20 protein-coding genes and 4 pseudogenes are annotated in these 23,287 nt (G+C 68.6%); 17 read left to right on the top strand and 7 right to left on the bottom strand.

What is annotated here, in order from left to right:
* From ABD794_RS00120 to ABD794_RS00110, 3 genes are all read right to left on the bottom strand, one after another.
* Positions 1 to 1,030: AMP-binding protein (locus ABD794_RS00120; protein WP_344960266.1), on the bottom strand; the 1,030-nt coding region annotated here is incomplete at its 3' end.
* A gap of 7 nt (positions 1,031 to 1,037) precedes the next feature.
* The gene (locus tag ABD794_RS00115; RefSeq protein WP_344960265.1) at positions 1,038 to 1,280 is read right to left on the bottom strand and encodes a condensation domain-containing protein; all 243 of its coding nucleotides are present in this window, start codon (positions 1,278 to 1,280) and stop codon (positions 1,038 to 1,040) included.
* Entirely contained in the window at positions 1,255 to 1,938 is a 684-nt protein-coding gene (locus ABD794_RS00110; RefSeq protein WP_344960264.1) for a condensation domain-containing protein, read from the bottom strand. Before ABD794_RS00110 ends, ABD794_RS00115 begins: the two co-directional genes overlap by 26 nt.
* Positions 1,939 to 2,818: 880 nt before the next feature.
* On the opposite strand from ABD794_RS00110, the gene ABD794_RS00105 reads away from it, so the two are divergent.
* The 3 genes and pseudogenes from ABD794_RS00105 to ABD794_RS00095 all read left to right on the top strand — a co-directional run bounded on the left by ABD794_RS00105 (position 2,819) and on the right by ABD794_RS00095 (position 6,021).
* On the top strand, positions 2,819 to 3,634 hold the full coding sequence (locus ABD794_RS00105) for a hypothetical protein (protein WP_344960263.1): 816 nt from the start codon (positions 2,819 to 2,821) through the stop codon (positions 3,632 to 3,634).
* A gap of 326 nt (positions 3,635 to 3,960) precedes the next feature.
* Entirely contained in the window at positions 3,961 to 5,043 is a 1,083-nt protein-coding gene (locus ABD794_RS00100; protein WP_344960262.1) for a 3-oxoacyl-ACP synthase III family protein, read from the top strand.
* A 2-nt stretch (positions 5,044 to 5,045) separates the two neighbouring features.
* A pseudogene (locus ABD794_RS00095) lies at positions 5,046 to 6,021 on the top strand (zinc-binding dehydrogenase).
* Between the two features lie 84 nt (positions 6,022 to 6,105).
* Here the strand turns inward: ABD794_RS00095 and ABD794_RS00090 are convergent.
* On the bottom strand, positions 6,106 to 6,867 hold the full coding sequence (locus ABD794_RS00090; RefSeq protein WP_344960261.1) for an SDR family NAD(P)-dependent oxidoreductase: 762 nt from the start codon (positions 6,865 to 6,867) through the stop codon (positions 6,106 to 6,108).
* A 173-nt stretch (positions 6,868 to 7,040) separates the two neighbouring features.
* Between ABD794_RS00090 and ABD794_RS00085 the strand changes: the two genes are divergently transcribed.
* Positions 7,041 to 7,838 carry an alpha/beta fold hydrolase gene (locus ABD794_RS00085; RefSeq protein ID WP_344960260.1) on the top strand — a complete coding sequence of 266 codons (798 nt, stop codon included), beginning with the start codon at positions 7,041 to 7,043 and terminating at the stop codon, positions 7,836 to 7,838.
* Positions 7,839 to 7,851: 13 nt separating this feature from the next.
* Here ABD794_RS00085 and ABD794_RS00080 read toward each other — a convergent pair whose 3' ends face one another.
* Positions 7,852 to 8,097, bottom strand: coding sequence for a hypothetical protein (locus ABD794_RS00080; RefSeq protein WP_344960259.1), 246 nt, complete (start codon positions 8,095 to 8,097; stop codon positions 7,852 to 7,854).
* On the opposite strand from ABD794_RS00080, the gene ABD794_RS00075 reads away from it, so the two are divergent.
* Positions 8,081 to 8,440 carry a hypothetical protein gene (locus ABD794_RS00075; protein WP_344960268.1) on the top strand — a complete coding sequence of 120 codons (360 nt, stop codon included), beginning with the start codon at positions 8,081 to 8,083 and terminating at the stop codon, positions 8,438 to 8,440. The genes ABD794_RS00080 and ABD794_RS00075 overlap by 17 nt on opposite strands.
* Positions 8,441 to 8,508: 68 nt before the next feature.
* Here the strand turns inward: ABD794_RS00075 and ABD794_RS00070 are convergent, their stop codons facing one another.
* Complete coding sequence (locus ABD794_RS00070) at positions 8,509 to 9,000, bottom strand: SRPBCC family protein (protein WP_344960258.1); 492 nt, start codon at positions 8,998 to 9,000, stop codon at positions 8,509 to 8,511.
* 282 nt (positions 9,001 to 9,282) lie between these two features.
* Between ABD794_RS00070 and ABD794_RS00065 the strand changes: the two genes are divergently transcribed.
* From ABD794_RS00065 to ABD794_RS00030, 8 genes are all read left to right on the top strand, one after another.
* Positions 9,283 to 10,890 carry an aldehyde dehydrogenase family protein gene (locus tag ABD794_RS00065; RefSeq protein WP_344960257.1) on the top strand — a complete coding sequence of 536 codons (1,608 nt, stop codon included), beginning with the start codon at positions 9,283 to 9,285 and terminating at the stop codon, positions 10,888 to 10,890.
* Entirely contained in the window at positions 10,887 to 12,026 is a 1,140-nt protein-coding gene (locus ABD794_RS00060; RefSeq protein WP_344960256.1) for an acyl-CoA dehydrogenase family protein, read from the top strand. Before ABD794_RS00065 ends, ABD794_RS00060 begins: the two co-directional genes overlap by 4 nt.
* Positions 12,027 to 12,129: 103 nt before the next feature.
* Complete coding sequence (locus ABD794_RS00055) at positions 12,130 to 13,446, top strand: aspartate aminotransferase family protein (RefSeq protein ID WP_344960255.1); 1,317 nt, start codon at positions 12,130 to 12,132, stop codon at positions 13,444 to 13,446.
* Between the two features lie 12 nt (positions 13,447 to 13,458).
* The gene (locus tag ABD794_RS00050) at positions 13,459 to 13,926 is read left to right on the top strand and encodes a type II toxin-antitoxin system RatA family toxin (protein WP_344960254.1); all 468 of its coding nucleotides are present in this window, start codon (positions 13,459 to 13,461) and stop codon (positions 13,924 to 13,926) included.
* Positions 13,926 to 14,429 (top strand): hypothetical protein, encoded by a 504-nt coding sequence (locus tag ABD794_RS00045; protein ID WP_344960253.1) that lies wholly within the window; start codon positions 13,926 to 13,928, stop codon positions 14,427 to 14,429. Before ABD794_RS00050 ends, ABD794_RS00045 begins: the two co-directional genes overlap by 1 nt.
* Complete coding sequence (locus tag ABD794_RS00040; RefSeq protein WP_344960251.1) at positions 14,426 to 15,412, top strand: phosphatidylglycerol lysyltransferase domain-containing protein; 987 nt, start codon at positions 14,426 to 14,428, stop codon at positions 15,410 to 15,412. Before ABD794_RS00045 ends, ABD794_RS00040 begins: the two co-directional genes overlap by 4 nt.
* A gap of 49 nt (positions 15,413 to 15,461) precedes the next feature.
* Positions 15,462 to 16,436 (top strand): VlmB-like protein, encoded by a 975-nt coding sequence (locus ABD794_RS00035; RefSeq protein WP_344960250.1) that lies wholly within the window; start codon positions 15,462 to 15,464, stop codon positions 16,434 to 16,436.
* Positions 16,433 to 17,287 carry an alpha/beta hydrolase family protein gene (locus ABD794_RS00030; protein ID WP_344960249.1) on the top strand — a complete coding sequence of 285 codons (855 nt, stop codon included), beginning with the start codon at positions 16,433 to 16,435 and terminating at the stop codon, positions 17,285 to 17,287. The genes ABD794_RS00035 and ABD794_RS00030 overlap by 4 nt, the downstream gene beginning before the upstream one ends.
* A 208-nt stretch (positions 17,288 to 17,495) precedes the next feature.
* Here the strand turns inward: ABD794_RS00030 and ABD794_RS00025 are convergent.
* Positions 17,496 to 18,876, bottom strand: a pseudogene (locus ABD794_RS00025) (cation:dicarboxylate symporter family transporter).
* Positions 18,877 to 19,054: 178 nt separating this feature from the next.
* On the opposite strand from ABD794_RS00025, the pseudogene ABD794_RS00020 reads away from it, so the two are divergent.
* From ABD794_RS00020 to ABD794_RS00005, 4 genes and pseudogenes are all read left to right on the top strand, one after another.
* A pseudogene (locus ABD794_RS00020) lies at positions 19,055 to 20,723 on the top strand (sensor histidine kinase); the annotation flags it as partial.
* Between the two features lie 24 nt (positions 20,724 to 20,747).
* Positions 20,748 to 21,445: pseudogene (locus ABD794_RS00015) on the top strand (response regulator).
* Between the two features lie 25 nt (positions 21,446 to 21,470).
* Entirely contained in the window at positions 21,471 to 22,832 is a 1,362-nt protein-coding gene (locus ABD794_RS00010) for an extracellular solute-binding protein (protein ID WP_425585882.1), read from the top strand.
* Positions 22,829 to 23,287 (top strand): carbohydrate ABC transporter permease (locus ABD794_RS00005; protein WP_425585881.1); only part of this gene is annotated, 459 nt, incomplete at its 3' end. The genes ABD794_RS00010 and ABD794_RS00005, both read left to right, overlap by 4 nt.

Raw genomic sequence — 23,287 nt, 5'->3', positions numbered from 1 at the left:
GGCCGCCGTGGAGCAGCGCCCCATACATCTCCCACACTGCGAAGTCGAAGGCGTAGGAATGGAAGAGACACCAGACGTCATCTGCAGTGAACCGGAAATGCTCGTTGCTCGCGAGGAAGAGTCGCAGCACGTTGGCATGGGTGACCTGTACGCCCTTGGGCTTGCCTGTGGACCCGGAGGTGAAGATCACATACGCGAGTTGGCCTCGCAAGTCCTGCCCGGGCAGGGCAGTGCTGGGTAGGGCCGCCGCGTCCTCCAGAAGGCCGTTCAGCGGGATCCGCCCCTCGTACGCGAAACCGGGGAAGACGCCTGGGCCGACAATCATCGGCAGGTTCTCGAACTGACCGACGATGTGCCGCAGCCGCGCCTCCGGCGCTGCGGCGTCCAGCGGGACGTAGGTCTTGCCCGCCTTCAAGACACCCAGAAGCACCGCGATCAGGTCGCAGCCCCGATCGAGGGCGACGGCCACGTGCTCGGCGTCGACCGTCAGCTGCAGTCGGCGGGCGATCCGGTTCGCCTGCTCGTCGAGCTCCCGGTAAGTACGGGATTCGGTGCCGTACTCGACTGCGATCCGGTCCGGGTACTCGGCGGCCCGTTCCTCGAAGACGGACTGGAGCGAGGGCGAGGTGGGGAAGGAGGCATGTCGGTTGACCAGACCGTCAATGGCCCGGGCCCGATCAGGGGAAACACCGCGCACCTGGTGCCGGTTGGTATCGCGGCCGCATGTCACAGATCGCAGCAGAGTCAGCAGGACCTCCGCCGGTTCGCTCTGTGCCAAGGTGTCGGTATACGCGAGGTGGTAGCCATATGCGCCTCCCAGGTCCTCGACCCTGGCGACGAGTGGGTAGACCAGGTCACGGCGATCGATGTCGAGGCTCTCGGCGCGTCGGCCGGCGATGCGAAAGGCGAGCCGCTCCCGGTAGTAGGTGAAGGAGCTGCTGGGGGTGGGCCGACCGGTGCGGCCAGCCGCCGTGATCTCCGCTGCGTGGGCTGTGAAGTCAAAGTCCTCGTAGCGGATCAGCGAACCCATGCGGTCCTCAAGGTCCCGGCAAGAGCTCGCCGAAAGTGGTGTAGGCGTCGAGGTCCACAGCGAGCGGCAATGTGTTGACGAAGTAGCCGAATGCGGCCTCTTGACCCGGGTGTTTGCGGCGGTTGCCGAGCGGGACGGCGGTAGTGACGGTACGGCTGCCGCTGAGGGCGCCCAGGAGTGTCATGTGCACCCCAAGAAAGAAGCTGAACTTGCGAACACCCAGCTCAGCCCACGGTTTTGTCGATGGCACCGTTCAGCTCATTGTCGAGCGGCAACCAGGCGTGGGATCCCTCGAGGATCTCTTCGTCGTTGCGGCTCGATTCGAGGTGTTCGAGGGAGAGCGTAGGTAGCCCGCTCAGCATCGAGCGGAAGAACTCCAGCGCCTCCGGGGCAGGGTGCGGCTGATCAGGGAAGTCCAGGGGGCTCATGTCGGCGCCCGCCGGCTGGGCGGACGGATCTTCGTAGAGACGTCCGATCTCATGGCCGACCCGGTAGAAGCTGAACGCGTCGCAGATCAGGTGTGACATAAGAATGGTGAGGTACGTGGCGTGCTCATCGCAGACGACTGCGTACTCGTACAGTGGCCAGCGATCGGCGGGGATCTGTCGGTGGGCCAGACGAGACATCCGCTCTTGCACCAGCTCGGCGGCATCCCCTTCGTACCGGATCAGGGGGACCTCGTAACGAAGGTCCGAGTCGTATACCGCCTTGACCTCGCCGTCATGTTCGGTGAACACGGTATTGAACGCAATGTTCGTGTTAAGGAACCCCTCAACGGCCCGGCGCAGTTGCACAGCGTCGATGCCACCGGGCATGCGAAACGCGAACGCCAGGTTGTACGAGGTGTCCCTGGGAAAGACCCTTCCGTGCAGGTAGAGCTTGTGCTGTGCAGCCGTCAGAGCGGCCATGCGCCCATGCATTCGCTTCATCCCCCATGAGTGGTGTCCGGTTCGCGAGGTCGAAACCCCTGGGCGTACGCATCTCCCCTTTGTGAGTGCCCTCCTCGGGCATAGCGAATGCCCTCAGCCTGTCGGAAAATCGCTTGCCGACCACAATGCAAGAACTGCCCGCGCGCACACGCCCTTTCCTTGCGATGCGGAAAGGCGGTCGAAAGAGCGGCAGGATCAGGGCAGCAGGCCATCATCGAACTGACGGCAGGCAATAGTTAGGTGGTTCCGTGTGGGGACATCGAAGTCCGACACCCAGTGTCCTCAACGGCGCCGAACGGTAACTTCGCAGCTCAGCGCAGTATCCAGCAGGGTATGGACTCCTCTGGAACGATGCGACTCGACCTACGCTACCTAGGCGCCTCAACTGCGTCAAGCAACCACTTGGTTCACTCCTTTGAGTGGCCAATGGCCAGTTAAAGTTGCTTCGACTCGGTCCGAATATGCATCAGACTCGCGGGGTTGCCGCCATTCTGTTCATGCGGTCCGGGGTGGCGTACCGACATTCCCTGGGGGGGAACAGTGAGCGTACGAACCGAAGCTGCAGAGCCGAGCCGAGAGACAGGGCGCGGGGCAGGAACGTGGGGAAACGGCCATCGCCCTCGGCTCACCGAAGTGGAACTCGTCCCGATGAGCACGCTGCTGCCCGCAGATTCACCCCGCACGGACGGGGAGGACCCACAGCACACCCAGGTCCTCGCCTCCTCAGGAGCGGTGCTGCCGCCGATCATTGTGCACCGGCCCTCCATGCGCGTGGTGGACGGTATGCACCGCCTGAGGGCAGCCGTCGCCCGCGGCGAGGACAGGATCCGTGTCCGCTTCTTCGACGGACCCCAGCAGGATGCCTTTTCTGATCGCCGTACGGGAGAACACCGTGCACGGCCTCCCCCTCTCCCTGAGCGACCGCACAGCCGCGGCGAGCCGCATCATCGAGACGCACGGACACTGGTCGAACCGGGCGATCGCCGAGACGACGGGACTGTCCGCCAGGACGGTGAGCCAGATCCGCCGGGACGTGCAGACAGGCCCAGAACCGACGTCTCGTCTGGGCCGGGACGGCCGCACCCGACCGTTGAACAGTTCCCAAGGCCGGGCTCGTGCCGCGCAGTTGGTCGTCGATATGCCCACGGCCTCGCTCCGGGAGATAGCCCAGCTCGCCGGCATCTCCCCTGGCACGGTGCGCGATGTACGGGCTCGTGTCAGCCGCGGGGAGGACCCGGTCCCCACCGCCATGCGGCAAGAGCACACCCCGATCCCGCCCTCTGCGCAGCACGATTCAGCCCCAGCGCCGCAGCGGTCCGGCGTACAGGGAACCGAGCGGAGCGCCGAGGAGAAGGCTGCTGCCCCCGGACAACAATCCGGCCCGGAATACGATGAGGGGCGCAAAACCCCGGCACTCCTGCGGCCACGGACACCGGAAGCCACAGAGAGTCACACTGCCCTGCTCGCTGCCCTTTTGAAAGACCCATCCCTCAAGTACGCGGAGAACGGCCGGCTGTTGCTGCGCCTGTTCATAGCCAACGCCTTGCTCAACCAGCATCGTGACGAGCTGACCGAGGCGGTGCCGAACCACAGGGTCCGGTTGGTTGGCCGGTTCGCCCGCGTGTGTGCCGACGCCTGGGCCGAGTTCGCCGAAGACCTCGAACGCAAGGTGTGAACATCGCGGCTTTCGCGAGTCAGCAGCCGGTGTGCAACTGCGGGTTGCGCATGGGTTGCACACTGCTCCGGCAAAGCCCCGCACCACAGAGGATGGCGCACCCTCGGTCCGGCGGCTATGGTTGCGGCCCATTCGGCGCACCGCACGGCACGGAGCCCTCTCTGGACTCCGGGGCAGCGGTTTGACGGGGCAGATATGCGAGGGCGGCCACGCCCGCCCGTGCCACTCATTCCATCCCCTTGCCGACTCCGGTGCGACATCCCGTGCCCGCCCATATCTGTTCGTCCTGATTGGACGGGCTCGTCCCACGGAATAGGGAATCTGCCATGAATGACAATCTGTTCGGTCCTTCCGGCGCGCCCGGCACGACGGCGAAGGAGGTCGCATCGCCGACCGCCGAAGGGAACGGCCTCGCCCACCCCGTAGGCATCCTGGGTACCGGCCTCTACGTCCCCCGGACAGTCGTGACGAACGAGGAACTCACGCGGACCCTGGAAACGACCGACGAGTGGATCAGCACCCGGACGGGCATCCGGGAACGGCGTTTCCTCGAAGAAGGCTGCGCCACTTCCGACATGGCCATCAAGGCGGCCCGTCGGGCGCTCGACCGTGCCCGCGTCGACCCGTCCGACGTGGACGCCGTCGTCACCACCACATTCACACCTGACCAGCCGCTGCCGTCGATGGGCATGATCATCAAGGAGGCGATCGGTGCGCACCGGGCGATGCCGCTCGACCTCACCCAGGCCGCCTGCTCCGGCGGGATCTACGCATTGCTGACAGGTGCGCATCTGCTGCAGAACACCGCCTTCAAACATGTTCTGGTCATCGGCGCCGACGCAGGATCACGCGGAACGGACCCGCGCGAGCGCACCACCCGGGTCTTTCTCGGCGACGCGGCCGGGGCCGCACTGCTGGGCCGTACACCCGTCGGCTTCGGGCTCCTGTCCTGGGACACCGGCGGGGAACTCTCCTTCGAAGTGGAGATCACCGCGGGCGGCTCACGCCTGCCCACCAGCCCCGAGACCGTGGAGGCCCGCTCCCATTTCCTGAAGATGAATGGCAAGGCCGTATGGAACATAGCTACCGACAAGCTTCCGGACAGCATCCGTAAGACAGCCCGGCGCGCCGGGGTCGAACTGGACGATGTCCAGCACGTATTGCTGCACCAGGCGAACCTCAACATCATCAACGAAACGGCCAGGGAACTGAGTCTGCCCTCCCACCGGGTACCGACCACCGTCCAACGACTCGGAAACACCGCCGCGGCCAGCGTCTTCACCGTGCTGCACGAGACCCTCGAACAGCGTGCACGACATGGCGATCTAATGATCGCGGCCGCTATCGGCGCCGGATTCCTTTGGGGATCGGCCTGCTTCCGTCACTTTGACCCTGCCGGCGAGGTGTGACAGTGCTCGCAGTGGTCGCCAAAGGCACGGACCCGGCCGAGCCTCTCGGCGGCCTGTACGTCGGCGAGTGGCCCGAGGCTGCGGTTCGCGGGGAGTGGACCACGGTCACGGTCCATGCCGCCTCGCTGAATCACCACGACCTGTGGACGCTGCGCGGCGTCGGCCCGGGCACCCGGCGCGTGCCGGTAGTCCTGGGGTCTGATGCGGCCGGCGTCGACGAGGATGGCAACGAGGTCATCATCCACCCGGTCGTCGGCGATCCGGCGGCCGGCGGTGGGGACGAGACGCTGGACCCTGGCCGGACTCTCTTCGGCGAAGAGCACGACGGCACCTGCGCACAGCGAGTGGCGGTACCAGTCCGCAATCTGGTGCCTAAGCCGCCGGGCCTGTCATTCGAGGAGGCAGCCTGCCTGCCCGGGGCCTGGTTGACCGCCTACCGGATGCTGTTCCGGAAGGCGGCCCTCCGGCCAGGCGACACCGTCCTGGTGCAGGGTGCCGGTGGCGGCGTGTCCACCGCGCTGATCACTCTGGGCGCCGCCGCCGGGTTCCGCGTCTGGGTGACCGGGAGGAGCGAAGAACGCCGCGAGAGCGCGCTACGGATCGGTGCACACGATGTGTTCTCTGCTGGGGCCCGATTGCCCGCGCGGGTAGACGCGGTCATGGAGACGGTCGGCGAGGCCACCTGGGCCCACTCGTTGCGCAGCCTGCGTCCCGGCGGCCGGGTCGTGGTCAGCGGTGGCGACAACCGGAACCATGCCGCCGGCCGACCTGGCCCATATCTTCTTCCGGCAGTTGACGATCGTCGGATCCACCCTGGGCACACGCGACGACCTACTGGAACTCTCCCGGTTCTGCGCCGAGCACCGGCTGTCTCCGGTCATCGACCGGGTGCTGCCGCTGGCACAGGCCCGGAATGGCTTCCAAGCGCTGCTGAACGGTGAGGTGTTCGGCAAGGTCGTTCTCACCCCGCCGGCATGACCCCACGGCCGTGGGGAGGCGAGGATACGAACGGCCCGGGTGAGCCGTGCCGGGGTATGAGTTCCGGGGCACGGTTCACCCCGGCTACTGCGGTGGCATGCGCAGGGCACCGTCGAGGCGGATCGTCTCGCCGTTGAGCAAGGGATTCTCGATGATATGCAAGGCCAGCGCGGCGAACTCGTCCGGGTCACCGAGCCGGGATGGGTGCGGCACCTGCGCACCGAGGGAGGACTGCGTCTTCCGGGGGAGGCCCTTCAGCAGCGGTGTGTCGAACAGTCCGGCAGCGATGGTCACGACACGGATCCGCGTCGACGCGAGGTCGCGCGCGACAGGCAGGGTCAGACCGACGACACCCGCCTTGGACGCGGCGTACGCGGCCTGGCCCGCCTGGCCGTCAAATGCTGCGATGGACGCCGTGTTGACGATGACGCCACGTTCCCCACCGATCTCGTCAGCCCGCCCGATACGCTCGGCCGCGAGTCGTATGACGTTGAAGGTGCCTATCAGGTTGACCGCGACGACGCGCTGGAAATCCTTGAGCGGAAACGGCCCTCTCCTGCCCACCGTCCTGAACGCATTGGCTGTCCCGGCGCAATTCACGACCACTCGCAGAACCCCCAGTCCCTCCGCGCAGTCCAGGACGGCTGTCACGTCAGCCTCGTTGGTGACATCGGCGGGCACGAAGAACGCCGCGCCCCCCAATTCCTCCGCCGCTTCCTCCCCTTTCATGGAAGACCGTCCGGAGATCACCACCCGGGCGCCATCCCGGATGAGCCTCCTGGCCGTGGCCAGCCCCAGCCCCGAGGTACCTCCGGTGACCACGGCGACGCTTCCTGCAATGTCCACTCTTCCCCCATTCCTTCCTGGAATACGGATCACGAAATTTTTCCGCGTTGTACGAACCGGCTACGCCCGATGCTAATGAAAAACATCTGAGGCTGTGTTCACGACTGATTGCACAGCGCTTCCTCATCAATTCCCGTTGGCATGTCGCGATTCCCTGAAAGGAACCCTGATCGATGTTCTGCCGCACCCAGGAGCCGGGGTTGTGGACCACCGGCCCCGACGACGGATATCCACTCGTCCTCGTCCACGGGATCCGTCTGTCGGCCCACATGTGGGGCCCTGTCGCGGCACGCCTCCCCAGGACCTACCGGATCACTGCCTGTGACCTGCCGGGCCACGGCGCCCTGGACGACCGCCGGTTCACCCTCGATGGCGCGGTCGAGCAGGTCGCCGTGGCCGCCGCGGAGGCAACCGCTGCCACTGGACGTAAACCCGTCGTCGTGGGCACATCGCTCGGCGGAGTCGCCGCTCTCGCCTACGGCGCACACTGGCATGACGCTGCCGCCGGCCTGTTCGTGCACGGCGCCACCCTGAGAACCAACGGGCCGCTGCTGACCCTGCACAGAACGGCGGCCCTGATGCAGCGCCGGCTGGGCGTGCGAGGGGCGCACTGGCTCAGCGCGCAAGTGATGCGCCGGGCGCTGCCCGCCGAGAGCTACCGGGCGGTCATGGCGGGCGGCCTGTCCCCGCACGGGTTCACCGAGGCCATCGACGTGCTCCGCCGCCAGGACATGCTGTCGGTCGCCGCTCGTGTCACCACACCTGTGGTATTCGCCAACGGGCTTGACGACCCACTCCTCCGACTTCAGGAGCGGCAGTTCCTGGACCGCGTCCGCAGCGCGGGCACACCAGCCCTGCTGGTCCATGTCCCGGGCCCGCACTTGCTGCCTCTCACCGACCCCGGAACGTATGGCCAAGTCCTCGAACGCGCCTACGCGGAGCTCATGGCGATGGCGGGCGACGTCGCCTGAGAACGGCTGCGCATCAGAAGCCGCCCCCTACACCGGCAATGCACACTGCGACGGCGGCGATGTCCTCTGCAGCGGCCGCCGGATTCCGCGAGGGCGCGACGATGTGGCTGATGGTCATCCGGACGACGGTGTCGGCCAGCAACCGACGCCGCTCCGGGTCCACCTGCTGCCACGCTTCCTCCACGTAGGCTGCGATCAGGGAATACGCGCTGTCGAATACGGCTTCGGAGGCGCGTGGTGAGGTGGGTGAGCAACGCACGGTCCGCGCCGGGGCTGCCGGCGAGCAGGGAGCTCAGCAGCGGGTGCTCGGCGGCCAGCCGCAGGGCGAAGCCGACACCTGCGGCTGCACCCCTCCCCAAGTCATCTGGATGCCTGCGCAGTTCGTCGACGATCCCGTTCATGAACAACTCTGCCTCACGCGCGACGAGTTCCTCGCCCATCGCCTCAAGAGACGGGAAATGCTCATGGATCACGGCCCAGCTGACGCCCGCGGCCCGGGCGATGTGCGTGATGCGGAGCTTGGCTCAGCCCTCCCTTGTCGCCAGGTCGTAGGCAGCGTCGAGCAGTCGGTTCCGCAGTGGCGTACGGATGGTCCCGGATAAGTGCATGAAAGCCTCGGTACAGGAGTACGGAAGAACAAGAGGAACTGACCACTCGGGGGCAGCCCCGCTCAGCCTTCGCAAGCCTGCTTCAGCCGGTTGAGCGTGGCACGCATTCCTGCCCGGTTGACCCGCGCCCGGTCGACGGGCCGGGTGGCGGTGAAGACCAGCCCCAGCAGTTCGGTGAGCCGAGCGCCGCTCCCGGTCCGCAGGTCCTGCCAGTACTCGGTGACGGTTGTGCCACCGTCCGGTGCGGGCTTGAAGCGGTAACCCCAGTGGGCCACCGGCAGGCCGAAGATGCTTACCCGAAAGGCAAATTCCTGCCCCGGCTCACAGCGGGTGACCCGACAGACCGTGAACCAGAGGGCGGGCCCACGCCGGTTGAATCCGATGAACGAGGAGCCCTCACGCACCGGCCCCCTGCGGGCCCAGACGGTCCGGCACTCCGGACTCCATTCGCCCATCCTGCGCACGTCGCTCACCGCGCGAAACACTGTGTCGGGACGGGAGCCAATCACGATGCTTTCCTCGACGGACCACTGTCGGATCACAAGAACCTCCATACGGCGCGACTCAACTCCGGCGGTCAACGCACGCGCATCCGGGCAACTGCCCCAGCTTGACGGTGCATCAGCCGCTCCCTAGCTTAGGTCGAGACGGACCGTTCCGACATGGCGACCGATCAACACTGCCTTCCGGGTTCCGACTTCTTCCTCGGGAACGCTTCGACGGCCGGCTCCGGCCCTCCCCCGGCTTCTTACTCCCCGGCCCGCGAGCGAGAACCACAGGCCCTGATGTGCGTTTTCGACGCGTCTCACCCATCCCACCAGAACAGGAGTCACGCGATGCTGAGCTACGGCGCGTACACAGCCGGCCGGGACCGCCCCGGCACCAACTGGGTGTACACAGTGCGATCCTCCGCACTGTTGCGTGACTTCTTCGGATCGCTGGCGCTCAAGCGCGGCCTGGAGAACGGCCGGATCTCCCCCTCCAATGCCCCCGAGCAGGTGGTGGGGCGAGTCGCGGTCGCTGATGAACATGACGTCGAGGCAGCACTGGTCGCCGGAGCGGCGGCAGCCCGGCAGTGGCGAAGGGAGCCACTGAAGACCCGGATGCGGATGGTCGAGGAGTTCCGCGCGCTGGTTCTCGAGAAATATGAGGACATCGTCGACCTGATGGTCGCCGAGGGACATCCCAGAGCACTCGCCCGCTGGGAGATGACGGGGTTGTTGGCCAACACCAGCCCTGATACCCGTACTTGGCTTGCCGAACAGATGGAATCCACCCGCATCGTGGGCCCTCGGAGGATGATCATCCGCCGGGTTGCGGATGGTGTTGTCTGCCTCAATCCGCCGCAGAACGCCACGGTTGCCAATTCGATGCTCGGTGTCTGGGCCCTGGCAGCGGGAAACGCGCTGGTGGTCCGGGCTCCTGTCAGCGCACCGCTCGGCGTGTTGCACGCCATGCACGAGCTGGTGGTGCCCGCCCTGGAGCAGGTCGGCGCACCGGCGGGCATTCTCAACATCGTTTGCTCGGACGCTCAGAAGACGCTCGACCATTGGCTGGCCAGCCCGCTGGTCGACGACATCATGTACTTCGGCGGCAGCGACAAGGGCATCGCCTTCGGCGCCGAGTGTGTGGCACGCGGCAAGAAGCCGGTGCTGGAACTGGCCGGAAATGACACGGTCGTAGTGTGGCATGACGCCGACCTCGACCATGCGGCCGAGGCACTCGCGGAGTCCTTTCACGGCTCCGGGCAGGTCTGTATGGCGCCCAACCGGGCAGTCGTTCACCCCCGGATCGCCGACCAGCTGCTGGAGCGGTTGCGCGTCCTTGCCTCGGAGACCCGGCCCGGATACCCGGAAGACCCCGGCGTGCTGCTCTCCCCAGTACTCCGGCCAGAATCCTATTTCACCGTTCTCGAACAGGCCTTGTCTGGGGGCGCCGAGCTCGTCTGCGGCGGTCGCCGCATCGACGTGGACGGCTGCGTCGACGACATCGGGTTGTTCCTCGAACCCACCGTGCTCCGAGTGGACGGTCTCAAAGAGGCCATCGGCCTTGATGCCGTCCAGAACGAGACGTTCTTTCCGCTGCTGCCGGTCGTGGTCCTCGAAGAAGCACCCGACGACGAACTGCTCGGGTCTGTCATCGACTTCGTCGAGAAGAACGCCTACGGCCTGCGCAACTCGCTGTGGACGCGGGATGAATCAGTGGTGGATCGGTTTGTCACCGAGGTCGGCAACGCCGGTCTACTCAAAGTCAATGACTCGCATATCGGGTTCCTATCGCTGCTGCCTTCCCATGGCGGCGACGGCCTGACCGGAGGACCTGGTGGTGAGGCGAACTACCCCGCCCTGCGCACATCCCGTCTCCAGGGCGTGAGCATCGCCGACGGCATCCAACCGCGCGAGGCGGCCCTGGAAGCCCTGACGGAGGTAGAGACGACGCAATGACGCATTCCATGCGGCTCGCCCGCGAAGCTTGCGAGATGTTCCTGCCCGGCCTGGCCGACTCGTTGGCCCCGGTCCCATTGGAAACCCTGGAATCTCGGGAGAGTCCCGGTCTGGACACTTTCCGTCGCGCTGGGGGTCCCGGCCTGCTGGTGCCCACCGAGTACGGCGGTGGCGGCGCCAGCGCATTGGAAGCAGTGCGGGTGACCCGGGCCCTTGGCACGCTGTCGCCCTCGCTCGCCGTGGCTGCGACAATGCACAACTTCTCTGTGGCCAGTCTGGTCGCCCTCGCCGGCTCCGCCGAGGCATCCGGCCTGGAATGGCTGGTGATCGAGGGCATCGCCCGGGACTGTCTGCTGGTGGCCTCCGGATTCTCCGAGGGACGCGCTGGACGGGGAATCCTCAGCGCCACAATGAACGCTCGCCCCGTCGACGACGGCTACCGGGTGACCGGATCGAAGAAGCCGTGCAGCCTCGCTCGCTCAATGGATGTGCTCTCCGCCAGCGTCGCGATCCCACTGCCGGACGGCGGCACCGAGCTGGGTGTCGCACTGATCCCGGCCGCGTCGCCCGGCATCACCCGGCATCCATTCTGGGCCAGCCCCTACCTGGCGGGAGCAGAGAGCGACGAAGTCCGGCTGGACGACGTCGAGGTCCCGGCCGAGGCCATGCTCAAGCCCAAGGTGACTCTGGGGGGCGGCCTCGACATGCTCCAAACCGTCGCCTTCGTGTGGTTCGAGGTGTTGGTCACCTCGGCATACACCGGGGCTGTGGCCCGGCTGGCCGAGCAGGCGCTCTCCGCCGCACGCGGCAGTGTCACCGACCGCGCGGCGCTGGCCGCCGGGCTAGAGGCCGCCGTCGCCCTGGTCGAGAACCAGGCCAGGGCCGTCGAGACCGGCGAAATCGGGGACGACGAACTCGCCGCCGTGCTCACCGCGCGATTCGCCGCCCAGGACCTGCTGATACAGGCTGCCAACCAGGCCGCCGAACTGCTCGGCGGCATGGCGTACATCGCGTCGTCCGAGGTCGGCTATCTGCTCGCGGTAAGCCGTGCCCTGGCCTTCCACCCGCCCTCCCGGTCGAGCAGTGTCCAGGCGCTCCTTGACCATCAAGCCGGGCAGCCCCTCCGGTTGTCCTGACCCGGCCCACCACCCCACGTCGATCGGGCATGCATCACGCCCCCGCCCCCACCTGCCGTGCTCCGCGCGCAGCATCCCGTTCGCCAGAAAGGACCGCTCGGCAGTGACCAAGGCCCTGGACACGGAAGGCTTGTCCCACCCGAACCATGAAAGCCCGGCCGACATCGCCGCCCTCTACCGCGCACACCTCAGCCGGGGCCGCGCCAAGATCGGAGAGATGTTCGGCGGCCAGATCGAGGCGTCATCCGCCGGTGCCGTGGTCCGGACGTCGGACGGCCGCGAGTACCTCAACTGCGGCGGCTACGGGGTATTCCTGGCCGGGGCCTGCCACCCCCGAGTGGTTGCCGCCGTCGAACAGCAGATCCGTACCCATCCCCTCTCGACCCGGCTGCTGCTCGACCCGTCGGCCGCGTACGCTGCCGCTGCGCTCACTCGTGTCGCGCCGGTCGGCCTGGAACGAGTGCACTTCACCGGATCCGGCGCCGAGGCCGTAGAGACGGCATTGAAGATGGCCCGCAGTCTGGGACACCGGCGACTGGTATCCATGGCCAACGGATTCCATGGCAAGACCCTCGGCGCCCTCTCCGTCACCGGCAAATCTCTTTACCAGGACCCGTTCCGACCGCTGCTACCCGGCACCGCCCACGTGCCGTTCGGTGACGTTGCGGCACTGGAGGCGGAGCTGGGCGACGACGCCTCCGACGCGTGTGTGATCGTCGAGCCGGTGCAGGGCGAGGCCGGCGTGGTCATTCCCCCGGACGGTTACCTCAAACGGGTCGAGGAACTGTGCCGACGCACCGGCGCCTTCCTCATCGTGGACGAGGTGATGACCGGCCTCGGCCGACTCGGCACCTGGTGGGGCACCGACCGCGAGCGGGTCGTGCCCGACGTCCTGCTCGTCGGCAAAGCACTGAGCGGCGGTGTGATCCCGGTGGCCGCAGCTGTCGCCTCACCCGCGGCGTTCGCTGCGTTCGACCGCGACCCTTTTCTGCACACCTCGACGTTCTCCGCCGCCCCTGTCGCCATGGCCGCCGCCCTCGCCGCCATCGAGCTGATCGAGGAGGAGGACCTGGTCGGCACCGCCAACCGGCTCGGCAGCCGACTCCTCGACCTACTGACTCGTGTGCTCCACACGCACTGCCCGCACCTGGTCGCCGACGTGCGGGGCCGCGGCCTGCTGATCGCGGTGGAGTTCCACGATGCCGGACTTCTCGGGGAGTTCATCCTCGACCTGCTCGACCACGGAGTGGTGGTCAATCACTCTCTCAATGCGCACGCCGTGGCCCGTTTCACCCCTCCCGCCGTTCTTGGCGAGAGCGACATCGAACGCCTGGAGACGGCTGTCACGGGGGCCGCCCGTGCGCTCTCCGACCGGTTCCCCCACGCGGTACCGGCACAGTCCACACCGACCGACAAGTGAAGGTACACATCCATGAGATCAGTGGAGCTGGAGGCACGCTTCCCGGGCGTTACCCAGGACGACGCCTACGCCCGGATCGGGGACTTCGCCCGGTACTCTTCCCTCGTCGCAGCCGTTCGGCGGGTGACCGTCCATCCGGCCGCCCAGCCCGGGCAGTTGCACAGCGACTGGGAGGTGGACTTCCGTAACGGCGTACTCAGCTGGTCCGAGGCGGACCACTTCGATGACGAACGGCGGTTGATCTCCTTCGCACAAACCACCGGTGACTTCGAGACTTTCACCGGCCAGTGGGGCGTCCGAACGGACGGTGACGGGTGCGCGGTCCGCTTCGGCGCGAAATTCGACTTCGGACTACCGAGCCTCGCCGGCATCATCGACCCTGTGGCCGAACGAGTACTGCGGGAGACCATCCTGGGCATCCTGGACGGGCTGCTGGGCACCGGACCGGTTTCGACCGACGGCATCCGAGTGGGTACCTGATGGACCACGCCAATCGTTTTGAGAGCCCGACCACCTACCGACTGATACGCGCCGAGTACCTCGTCGCCCTGGTGTGCTGCGCCGGGCTGATGATTCTGCACTGGAACGAGGTGCGCTGGCTGCCGGCCGTCGCCCTGTTCGCGTACATCGACCTGATCGGGTACATCCCTGGTGCGCTGGCCCATCACCGCGCCCAGGGCGGACGGATCCCACGGCTGTACTACGTGCTGTACAACACCATGCACAGCTGGCTCACAGCGGGACTGGTCGCCGCGCTCTGGGCCTGGCTGGTCGAACCGGAGTGGGCGTTGCTCGCCATCCCCCTCCATCTCTGCGGGGACCGCGGACTGCTCGGCAACTTCCTGAAACCCTTCAACGTACCGTTCGAACCGGCCCCCCTCCCCGCCTTCGTCCGCTTCTCCCAGCAGCTTGCCACCGAGACGACCGGGGCCGGTCAACGGCCCGGCACCGGCATGCCTGACCGGCCGAAGGAGCGGTTGTGAACACCACGGCCGTGCACCGTGCCGCCGTCGCTGAACGCCTGCGCGCCTACGCTGACCACCCGAGCGGATTCCTTGCGATGAACTCCGGCACTGCGCACTTCCACGGCGTGCACGTGCCGGGCCTGATCGCGTACATCCAGCGCGGCCGACACATCGTCCAGTTCGGCGGCCCATTCGCACCGATCCGGAACAAGGCGACGCTGATCACGGAGTTCCGCTCCCACCTCACGGGGAGGCTGACCATTGCCCAACTGCGCGCCGTTGACGTCCCCCTCTATGCCGAACTCGGCTACGTGGTCAATCAGATCGGCAGCTCGTACAGCATCGACCTGTCCCACTTCACCACTCGCGGCCCCGCACTGGCCAAAGTCCGCCAGAACACCTCGCGGGCACGGCGCGACGGAGTGACCGTCGACGAGCTGGCCGACAGCGCCGCGTACGACGAGGAGTTGACCACCATCGACACCGCCTGGCTGCGTGCCAAGGGGCGGTACGTCAAGAAGCTTGATTTCCTGATCGGGGAACGAGGTGGCCCCGGCGCCCCGCTGCGGCGCACTTTTGCCGCACGACGCCAGGGTCAGATCATCGGCTACGTCACCTATTCCCCGGCATACGGCACCCGGCCCGGCTGGCTGTACGACCTCACCCGGCGGGTGCCCAACTGCCCGGTCGGCACCATCGAACTGATCAACCTCACCGCACTCACGCGCTTCCGCTCCGAGGGTGCGGCCTGGCTCCACCTGGGCCTCACCCCATTCGCCGGACTGGCGCCCGAGCACGACCCGACCTGCGCCAGCCGCGCCCTGGCCCGCGTCGTCCGCCTGCTGGCAGAGCACGGCCGCATGATCTACCCGGCCCGCAGCCAGGAGGCATTCAAGCTCAAGTGGAGCCCGCACGTGATCGAACCCGAGTACGCCGCCTTCGAGGGCGGCGTCTCCCTTGGAGCGGTCTGGAACCTGCTCCGCGCCACCAAAGCCCTCTGACCGGCACACTCGTGCCGTCCATCTCCCTCTCCCTACAGACGGAGTCGACATGACCATCACCCCAGCACTGCCCGCCCTCCCCCCGGAGGTCGACCTGCGGTCGGCCCCCGGCGTACTCGAAGGTGCCCGCGAACTCGACCTGACACCGGAACACTGCAACCTGACCTACTGGTTCGAGAATGTTGCAGGCGGCATGCTGCGCCAACTGCGGGACGGTACGATCCCCGACCCCGGGCCGACCGGTGCCATGCTGCGCCCCGGACCACTGCGGGACGCCCTGGTGACGGAGTTCTCCTTCCGACACCTCGCCGAAACCAAGGCGACCCGGGCACTGACCCAGCTCGTCTTCCACGCCCCTGACAACAGCTGCCTCGAGTTCTTCTCCACCCAACTGATCGACGAGGCCCGGCATGCCCGCGCCTTCCGTGACCACCTACTGCGACTGGGCGTGCCAGCCAACGAGCTGGCAGCCACAGTGGAACGGGCAGCCGCGGCCGACCGCGCTGCGGTGCTCGACCCGCTGGAGGACTTCGGCCTCGCCGTGCTCCGCGACAACGGCGACTTCTACGGTGGTGTGCTGGTGCTGACCGTACTGGTGGAGGGGGTGCTGGCCCCCGCCGCCGAGCTGAGCGAGCGCAAGTGGCAGCGCTTCGACCCAGCCGCGGCGCTGATCGAACGGGTCGCGAATGTGGACGAGATCCGTCACCTCACCGTGGGCAGCACGGTTATCCGCCGCCATGTGACCAACCACCCGGACGAGAGGGACCGCTTGCTTGACGTGATTGGCCGGGGGCGCGAGTTGTGGCAGGAACTACCCATGCAAGAGATGCTGCTCAAGCGCGAGATGCTCTTTCAGGAGGGCTTGTCGGAACATAGCGCACTCGCGGAAGGGTACGAGGTTTGGTCGGGCAGGCTACTGCTGGACAGCACGCCCGAAGAGCGGCTGACCGTCGCCGAGAGCTGGTCGCAGGAGACCCAGCAAGCCAGGATGGCCCACATGCTGCTGGGTGAGAACGCACAATGACGATGGCCACGCTCGCCGTCCCTGTGCCGGACCGGTCCGCCGTGCTGACCACCCGCGTCGCCCTCCCCGACGGAGAGCCGTCGGGAGTGGTGGTGATGTGGCCCGCCCTCGGGGTGAAGGCGGACTACTACGAAACGTTCTGCACGGAATTGACCCATACCGGCTTCGCCGTAGTTTGCACAGATCTGCGGGGGCAGGGCGCGAGCAGCCCCCGGATCGACCGGTCGTCCCGTCACGGATACCACGAACTGGCCACGCGCGACTGGCCGGCTGTTCTGGCGGCGGTGCGTGAAGAGTTCGGCGGGATTCCGTGCTTCACACTGGGGCACAGCCTCGGTGGCCAGGTCTCGTTGCTGCACGCGGCGTTCGCCCCGGCCACCATCGATGGGGTGGTACTGGTGGCCGCGGGCTCAGTAGACTACCGGGCGTTCCCCGGTCTCCATGGACCGAAGGTGTTCGCGAGCACGCACGTTACGGCGGCGGTAAGTACCGTTTTCGGGTACTGGCCGGGTGATGTGCTGGGCTTTGCCGGACGCCAGTCGGGCGTACTCATGCGGGATTGGGCGAGGATCTGCCGCACCGGACGGTTCGAACCGTCCGGTGCGGACGTCGATTACGAGATGTTACTCGCCAAGCTGAACCTGCCGGTATTGGCGGTGTCGGTGGAAGGTGACGACATGGCACCGGCGACAGCCGTCGACCGGCTCTGCGCCAAGGTTCCCTCCACGGAACTGACACGGCACCACCACGAAGCCCATGCCGACCTCCGGCTTGACCACTTCCGCTGGGTCCGGCACTCCGGCCCAATCGCGAACCGCATCCGCGCCTGGGCGGATGCCTACGGCGGGTAGGTCCACGCAACGAAACGGCTGAATGAACCGCTTGACGTCGGGCTTGCGCAACGCAGTCAAGTGGTTCATTGCGTTCCACCAGGGGCCACACCCCTTTACAGGCCACGAAGCAACGCCTACAAGGAGCCGCTCCTTCAGACGTCCGGGGCATAGAGCCCGAGTTGGAGCAATCCCTCAGGGTGGGATGAAAGAGCCCGGCAGGCGCCCCCTACATCGAGACCGTCCGCTGAGATGCCCCTTCGCTCGCCGGGTCCATCGCCCCATGCCCGCCGTCCGCCGCCAGCGTCGCCTCGTCGAACGGCAGCCGCCCGGCCAGCACTTCGTCCATCCGCGCCGCGTCGACCTCCTTCGTCCAGGTGCCGATCAGCACCGTCGCCACCGCGTTCCCCGCGAAGTTGGTCATCGCCCGCGCCTCACTCATGAAGCGGTCGATGCCGACGATCAGCCCGACGCCGTCGACGAGTTCGGGCCGGTGGGACTGGAGGCCCCCGGCCAGCGTCGCCAGCCCGGCCCCCGTGACCCCCGCCGCGCCCTTCGACGCGACGATCATGAACAGCAGCAACGACACCTGCTGCCCCAGTGCCAGCGGCTTCCCCAGCGCCTCCGCGATGAAGATCGACGACATGGTCAGGTAGATGGCCGTGCCGTCCAGGTTGAACGAGTAGCCCGTGGGCACCGTGATGCCGACGACCGGGCGGCTGACGCCCAGGTGTTCCATCTTCGCGATGAGCCGCGGCAGCGCGGACTCCGACGACGACGTCGACAGGATCAGCAGGAACTCCCGTCCCAGATACTTCAGCAGCGCGAAGATGCTCACCCCGGCCACCAGCCGCAGCAGCCCGCCCAGCACCACCACCACGAACAGCAGACAGGTCACATAGAAGCCGACCATGATGACGGCCAGCGACTTCAGCGCGTCGACACCCGTCGCCCCGACCAGCGCCGCGATGGCGCCGAACGCGCCCACCGGCGCCACCCACATGATCATGGCCAGGATGCGGAAGACCAGCTTCTGGAGGTGCCCGATGCCGCGCAGCACCGGCTCGCCCGCCGGGCCCATCGCCTGCAGGGCGAAGCCCGCGAGGAGGGCGACCAGCAGGGTCTGCAGCACCTGCCCGCCGGTGAAGGCGGAGACCAGCGTCGTCGGGGACGATGCCGAGCAGGAACGCGGTCGTCGACTCGTGCGCCCCCGCGGCCTGCTTCTCGCCCGCGTGCCGCGCGGCCTCGGTCAGGTGCAGGCCGCTGCCCGGCTCCAGGACGTTGCCGACCAGCAGGCCGATGGCCAGCGCGACGGTGGACATCAGCAGGAACCAGCCCAGCGCGAGCCCGCCCACCGCGCCGACCTTGGTGGCCTTCCGCACGGAGCCGATGCCGAGCACGATCGTGCAGAAGATGACCGGCGAGATCATCATCTTGATCAGATTCACGAAGCCGGTGCCCAGCGGCTTGAGCTCGACGGCCACCCCCGGCGCCAGGAATCCGACCGCGATGCCCACGAGCACCGCGGCGATCACCGCGAGGTAGAGGTAGTGGGTCCGGTCCTTCCGGACGGGCGGTGAAACGGGCGGGGACGACAACGGCACGGCCATGGGGGGGCTCCTCGGTCACGGCTCCTCGGTCACGAACGACCCCGCCCGCCGGCGGCCCGCTCTCCCGACGAGCCGGGCCCCGACGCAGGGGGTCCCGGAGACTATGCACGCCCCTGTGACCGCGGTCACCCTTGCGTGCATTACGTTCACGGAACGGGCCCGGGGCACACTGGCGCCCATGCGCCCACCCCGCCTCCCCCGCACCCGCCCCCGCAGTCTGGCCGGTCAGCTCTTCGCCGTGCAGATCGTGCTGGTGGCCGCCGTCGTGGCCGGGTGCGCGGCGTTCGCCTACCTCTCGGACCGGAGCGAGGCCGAGCGGGCGGCCCGCCGCGAGGTGACCGCGGCCGCGACCGCCGTGGCCGCCTCCCCCGCGGTCCGCTCGGCGGTCCACGGCCCGGACCCGGCGCGCGAGCTCCAGCCGTACGCCGAGCGCGTCCGGCACGACACCGCCGTCGACTTCGTCACGATCATGAGCCCGCGCGGCATCCGCTGGACGCACCCGGACCCGGCCCGGATCGGCGAGAACTTCCTCGGCCACACCGGACCGGCCCTCCAGGGGCGGGTCTTCTCGGAGACCTACACCGGCACGCTCGGCCCGTCCGTCCGCGCCGTCGCCCCCGTCCGGGAGCCGGACGGACGGGTCACCGCGCTGGTCAGCGCGGGCATCACGGTGGACACCATCAGCGCGCAGATCCGCCGGCAGGTCGCCCAGCTGATCGGCGTCGCGCTGGCCGTCCTCGCCGTCGGCGGCGCGGGGACGTACCTCCTCAACGCGCGGCTGCGCCGGCACACCCACGGGATGAACGCGGGGGAGCTGGCGCGGATGCACGACTACCACCAGGCCGCCCTGCACGCGGTGCGCGAGGGGCTGTTGATGCTGGACGGGCAGCGGCGGGTGGCGCTCGTCAACGACGGCGGCCGCGAACTGCTGGGCCTGCGCGGCCCGGACGTCATCGGCCGGCCCGTCGAGGGGCTGGGCCTGCCCGAGTCGCTGACCCGGGCCCTGCTGTCCCCCGAACGCCGGGTGGACGAGGTGCATCTGACCGCCGAGCGGACCCTGGTCGTCAACACCTCGCCCGTCTCCGGCGGGGTAGCGGCGCGGCACCGTGATCACCCTTCGCGACACACACCGAACTCACCGCGCTCTCCGGCGAACTGGACTCCGTACGCGGCTTCGCGGAGGCCCTGCGCTCACAGGCGCACGAGGCCGCCAACCGGCTGCACACCGTCGTCTCCCTGATCGAACTCGGCCGCACCGACGAGGCCGTCGGCTTCGCCACGGCCGAACTGGAACTCGCCCAGGCCCTCACCGACGAGGTCGTGGCCGCCGTCGCCGAGCCCGTCCTCGCCGCGCTGCTGCTCGGCAAGGCCGCGCACGCCGACGAGCGCGGCGTCGAGCTGCTGTTGACCGCGGACACCCACCTCGACGACGGCCTGCTGCCCCGGCCCTGCCCACCCGCGACCTGGTCACCGTGCTCGGCAACCTCATCGACAACGCCGTGGACGCGGCGGGCCCGCGGCCGGACGACCACCGTTCCGCCGGGGCGGCCCGGGTCACCGTGACCGTCCGCCCGGACGGCGACGACCTGCTGCTGCGCGTCGGCGACTCGGGGCCGGGGCTCGCCCCCGAGGACGTGGACGAGGCCTTCCGGCGCGGCTGGTCCACGAAGGGCGCGCCGGGCGCCGAGGGGGGCGCGGACGGCGGGTCGCCCGGCACCGCCCCGCACGGGCGCGGCCTCGGCCTGGCCCTGGTCCGGCAGGCGGCCGTACGCAACGGCGGCACGGTCACCGTCGGGCAATCACCCCTCGGTGGAGCCGAGTTCACCGTACGCCTCCCCCTGCGGGGAGGCAGCTCGTGGACCGCTTCCCCGATCCGGGTCCTCGTCGTCGAGGACGACCCCGTGGCCGCCGACGCGCACGCCCTCTACGTCGGCCGGGTGCCGGGCTTCACCACCGCGGGCGTGGCCCACTCGGTGGGCGACGCCACGAAGTTCCTCGCCCGCTCCCCCCGTCGAGCTCCTCCTGCTCGACTTCTACCTCCCCGACGGCCACGGCCTGCGCCTGCTGCGCTCCCTGCGGTCCGCCGGGCACACCGCCGACGTCATCGCCGTGACCTCGGCACGCGACCTGGCCGTCGTCCGCGAGGGCGTCTCGCTCGGCGTCGTCCAGTACGTCCTGAAGCCCTTCACGTTCACCACGCTGCGCGACCGGCTCGTGCGCTACGCCGAGTTCCGCGCCGTGGCGGGCGAGGCCGGCGGCCAGGACGAGGTGGACCGGGCCCTCTCGGCCCTGCGCGCCCCGCACCCCGCCGCCCTCCCCAAGGGCCTGAGCACCGACACCCTCGCCGCGATCACCGACACCCTCCGGGCGGCGGGCCCCGACGGCATCGCCGCCGGCCCGGCCGGCACCGCCGTGGGGCATCTCCCGCATCACGGCGCGGCGTTACCTGGAACACCTGGTGGCCGCGGGGCGGGCGGCGCGGGCGCCGCAGTACGGACAGGTGGGCCGGCCGGAGCTGCGGTACCGCTGGCTCGGCGGAGTTCGCCGGGAGGGTGCCCGGGGAACGTAACGGGGTGCCCCCGAGGCCCGGACCGTTGGAGGTCGTCGTGCGCCCCTGGTTCCGTACCGCCTTGGCCGTCGCCCTCGTCGCCGCACCGCTCGCCGGCTGCGGGGACCCGGGCGGCGACCCGGACACCGTCAAGGTCGTCTATCAGCGCAGCACCGACAACAAGTACCGCCTCATGGACGACTATCTGGCGGTCGTCAAGAAGCAGTTCGAACGCGAGCACCCGGGCAAGCGGCTCCGGCTGATCCCCGTCCAGGCGGCCGAGAACGACTATGCCACCAAGGTGCAGCAGATGATGCGTTCGCCGAGGACGGCGCCCGATCTCGTGCGGGAGGACTCGGCGGTCCTCGACTCCGACGTCACCAGCGGCTATCTGAGACCGCTGGACGACAAGCTGGCCGCCTGGCCGGACCGGCCCCGCTACCTGCCGGCCGCCCGGGAACTGGCACGGGCCGAGGACGGACGGACGTACGGCGTTCCGGACGGCACCGACACCCGGGGGCTCTGGTTCAACAAGGAGTTGTTCGCCCGGGCCGGGCTGCCCGCCGACTGGCGGCCGCGCACCTGGCAGGACGTCCTCGACGCCGCCCGCACCCTCAAGCGCCGCCTCCCCGGCGTGATCCCCTTCCACCTCTACACGGGCAAGGGGCCGGGCGAGGCGACATCGATGCAGGGCTTCGAAATGCTGCTGTACGGGACCGGGAAGGACCCGCTCTACGACCCGGGCCGCAAGAAGTGGCTGACGGGGAGCCGCGGTTTCCGTGACGCGCTCGGCTTCGTCCGCACCGTCTACGCCGAGAAGCTCGGGCCCGACCCCTCCGAGGCGCTCGATCCCAACGTGAGTACGCGCGTCAGCACCGACTGGCTGCCCTCGGGGCGGCTCGCCATCGCCCTCGACGGCAACTGGCTCCCCAAGGTCTGGGGGCGGAACGGCGCGCGCCCGTGGCCCGGTTGGGACCGGGTGATGGGCCGGGCGGCCTTCCCCACGCGGGACGGCGCCGCCCCCGGCCGGGTCAGTCTCTCCGGCGGCTGGACCTGGGCGATCAGCGCCCGCTCCCGCAAGGCCGACCTGGCCTGGCAGGTGATCGAGACCCTCCAGTCGCGGCGGAACGCGCTGGACTGGACGGTGCGCGACGGCCAGATCGCGGTCCGGGACGACGTCGCGGCGGACGCCGCGTACCGCTCGTACGTCCCCGGCATCGACTTCTTCACCGCCCTGGTGCCGTACACGCACCACCGCCCCGCGCTCCCCGTCTACCCCCAGGTCTCCGGGGCGATCCAGGAGGCGACGGAGGCGGTCGCCACCGGGGACGCGTCCGTGGCCGGGGCGGCCCGGGACTACGACGAGGCGCTGCGCTCCTTCGCGGACACGGCGGGAGAGCGCTCATGACCCGGCGCCGCCCGGCTCTCCTCCGCTGGCTCCCCCTGACCCCGGCGACGCTCCTGATGCTGCTCTTCCTCGCCGGCCCGATCGTGTGGTGCGTGCTCCTCGCCTTCACCGACACCCGGCTGACCGGGCAGTCGTCGGCGTCCTGGGTGGGCCTCGCCAACTTCCGGCACGCGTTCGCCGACGCGAACTTCCGCAACGCGGTGGTGCTCACGGTCGTCTTCACCGTCGCGTCGTCGATCGTCGGCCAGAACGTCCTCGGCTTCGCGCTGGCCGCGCTGATGCGACAGGCGTCGCGACCGGTGCGCACCCTGACCGGGACGGTCGTCGTCGCGGCCTGGGTCCTCCCCGAAATCGTCGCGGGCTTCCTCCTCTACACCTTCTTCCACCGCCGCGGCACGCTGAACGCGATCCTGGAACACCTCCATCTGCCCGTGCAGAACTGGCTGTTCACCCTC

The organism is Streptomyces thioluteus (genome assembly GCF_039535865.1).
This window is presented reverse-complemented; position numbering and strand designations above follow the sequence as displayed.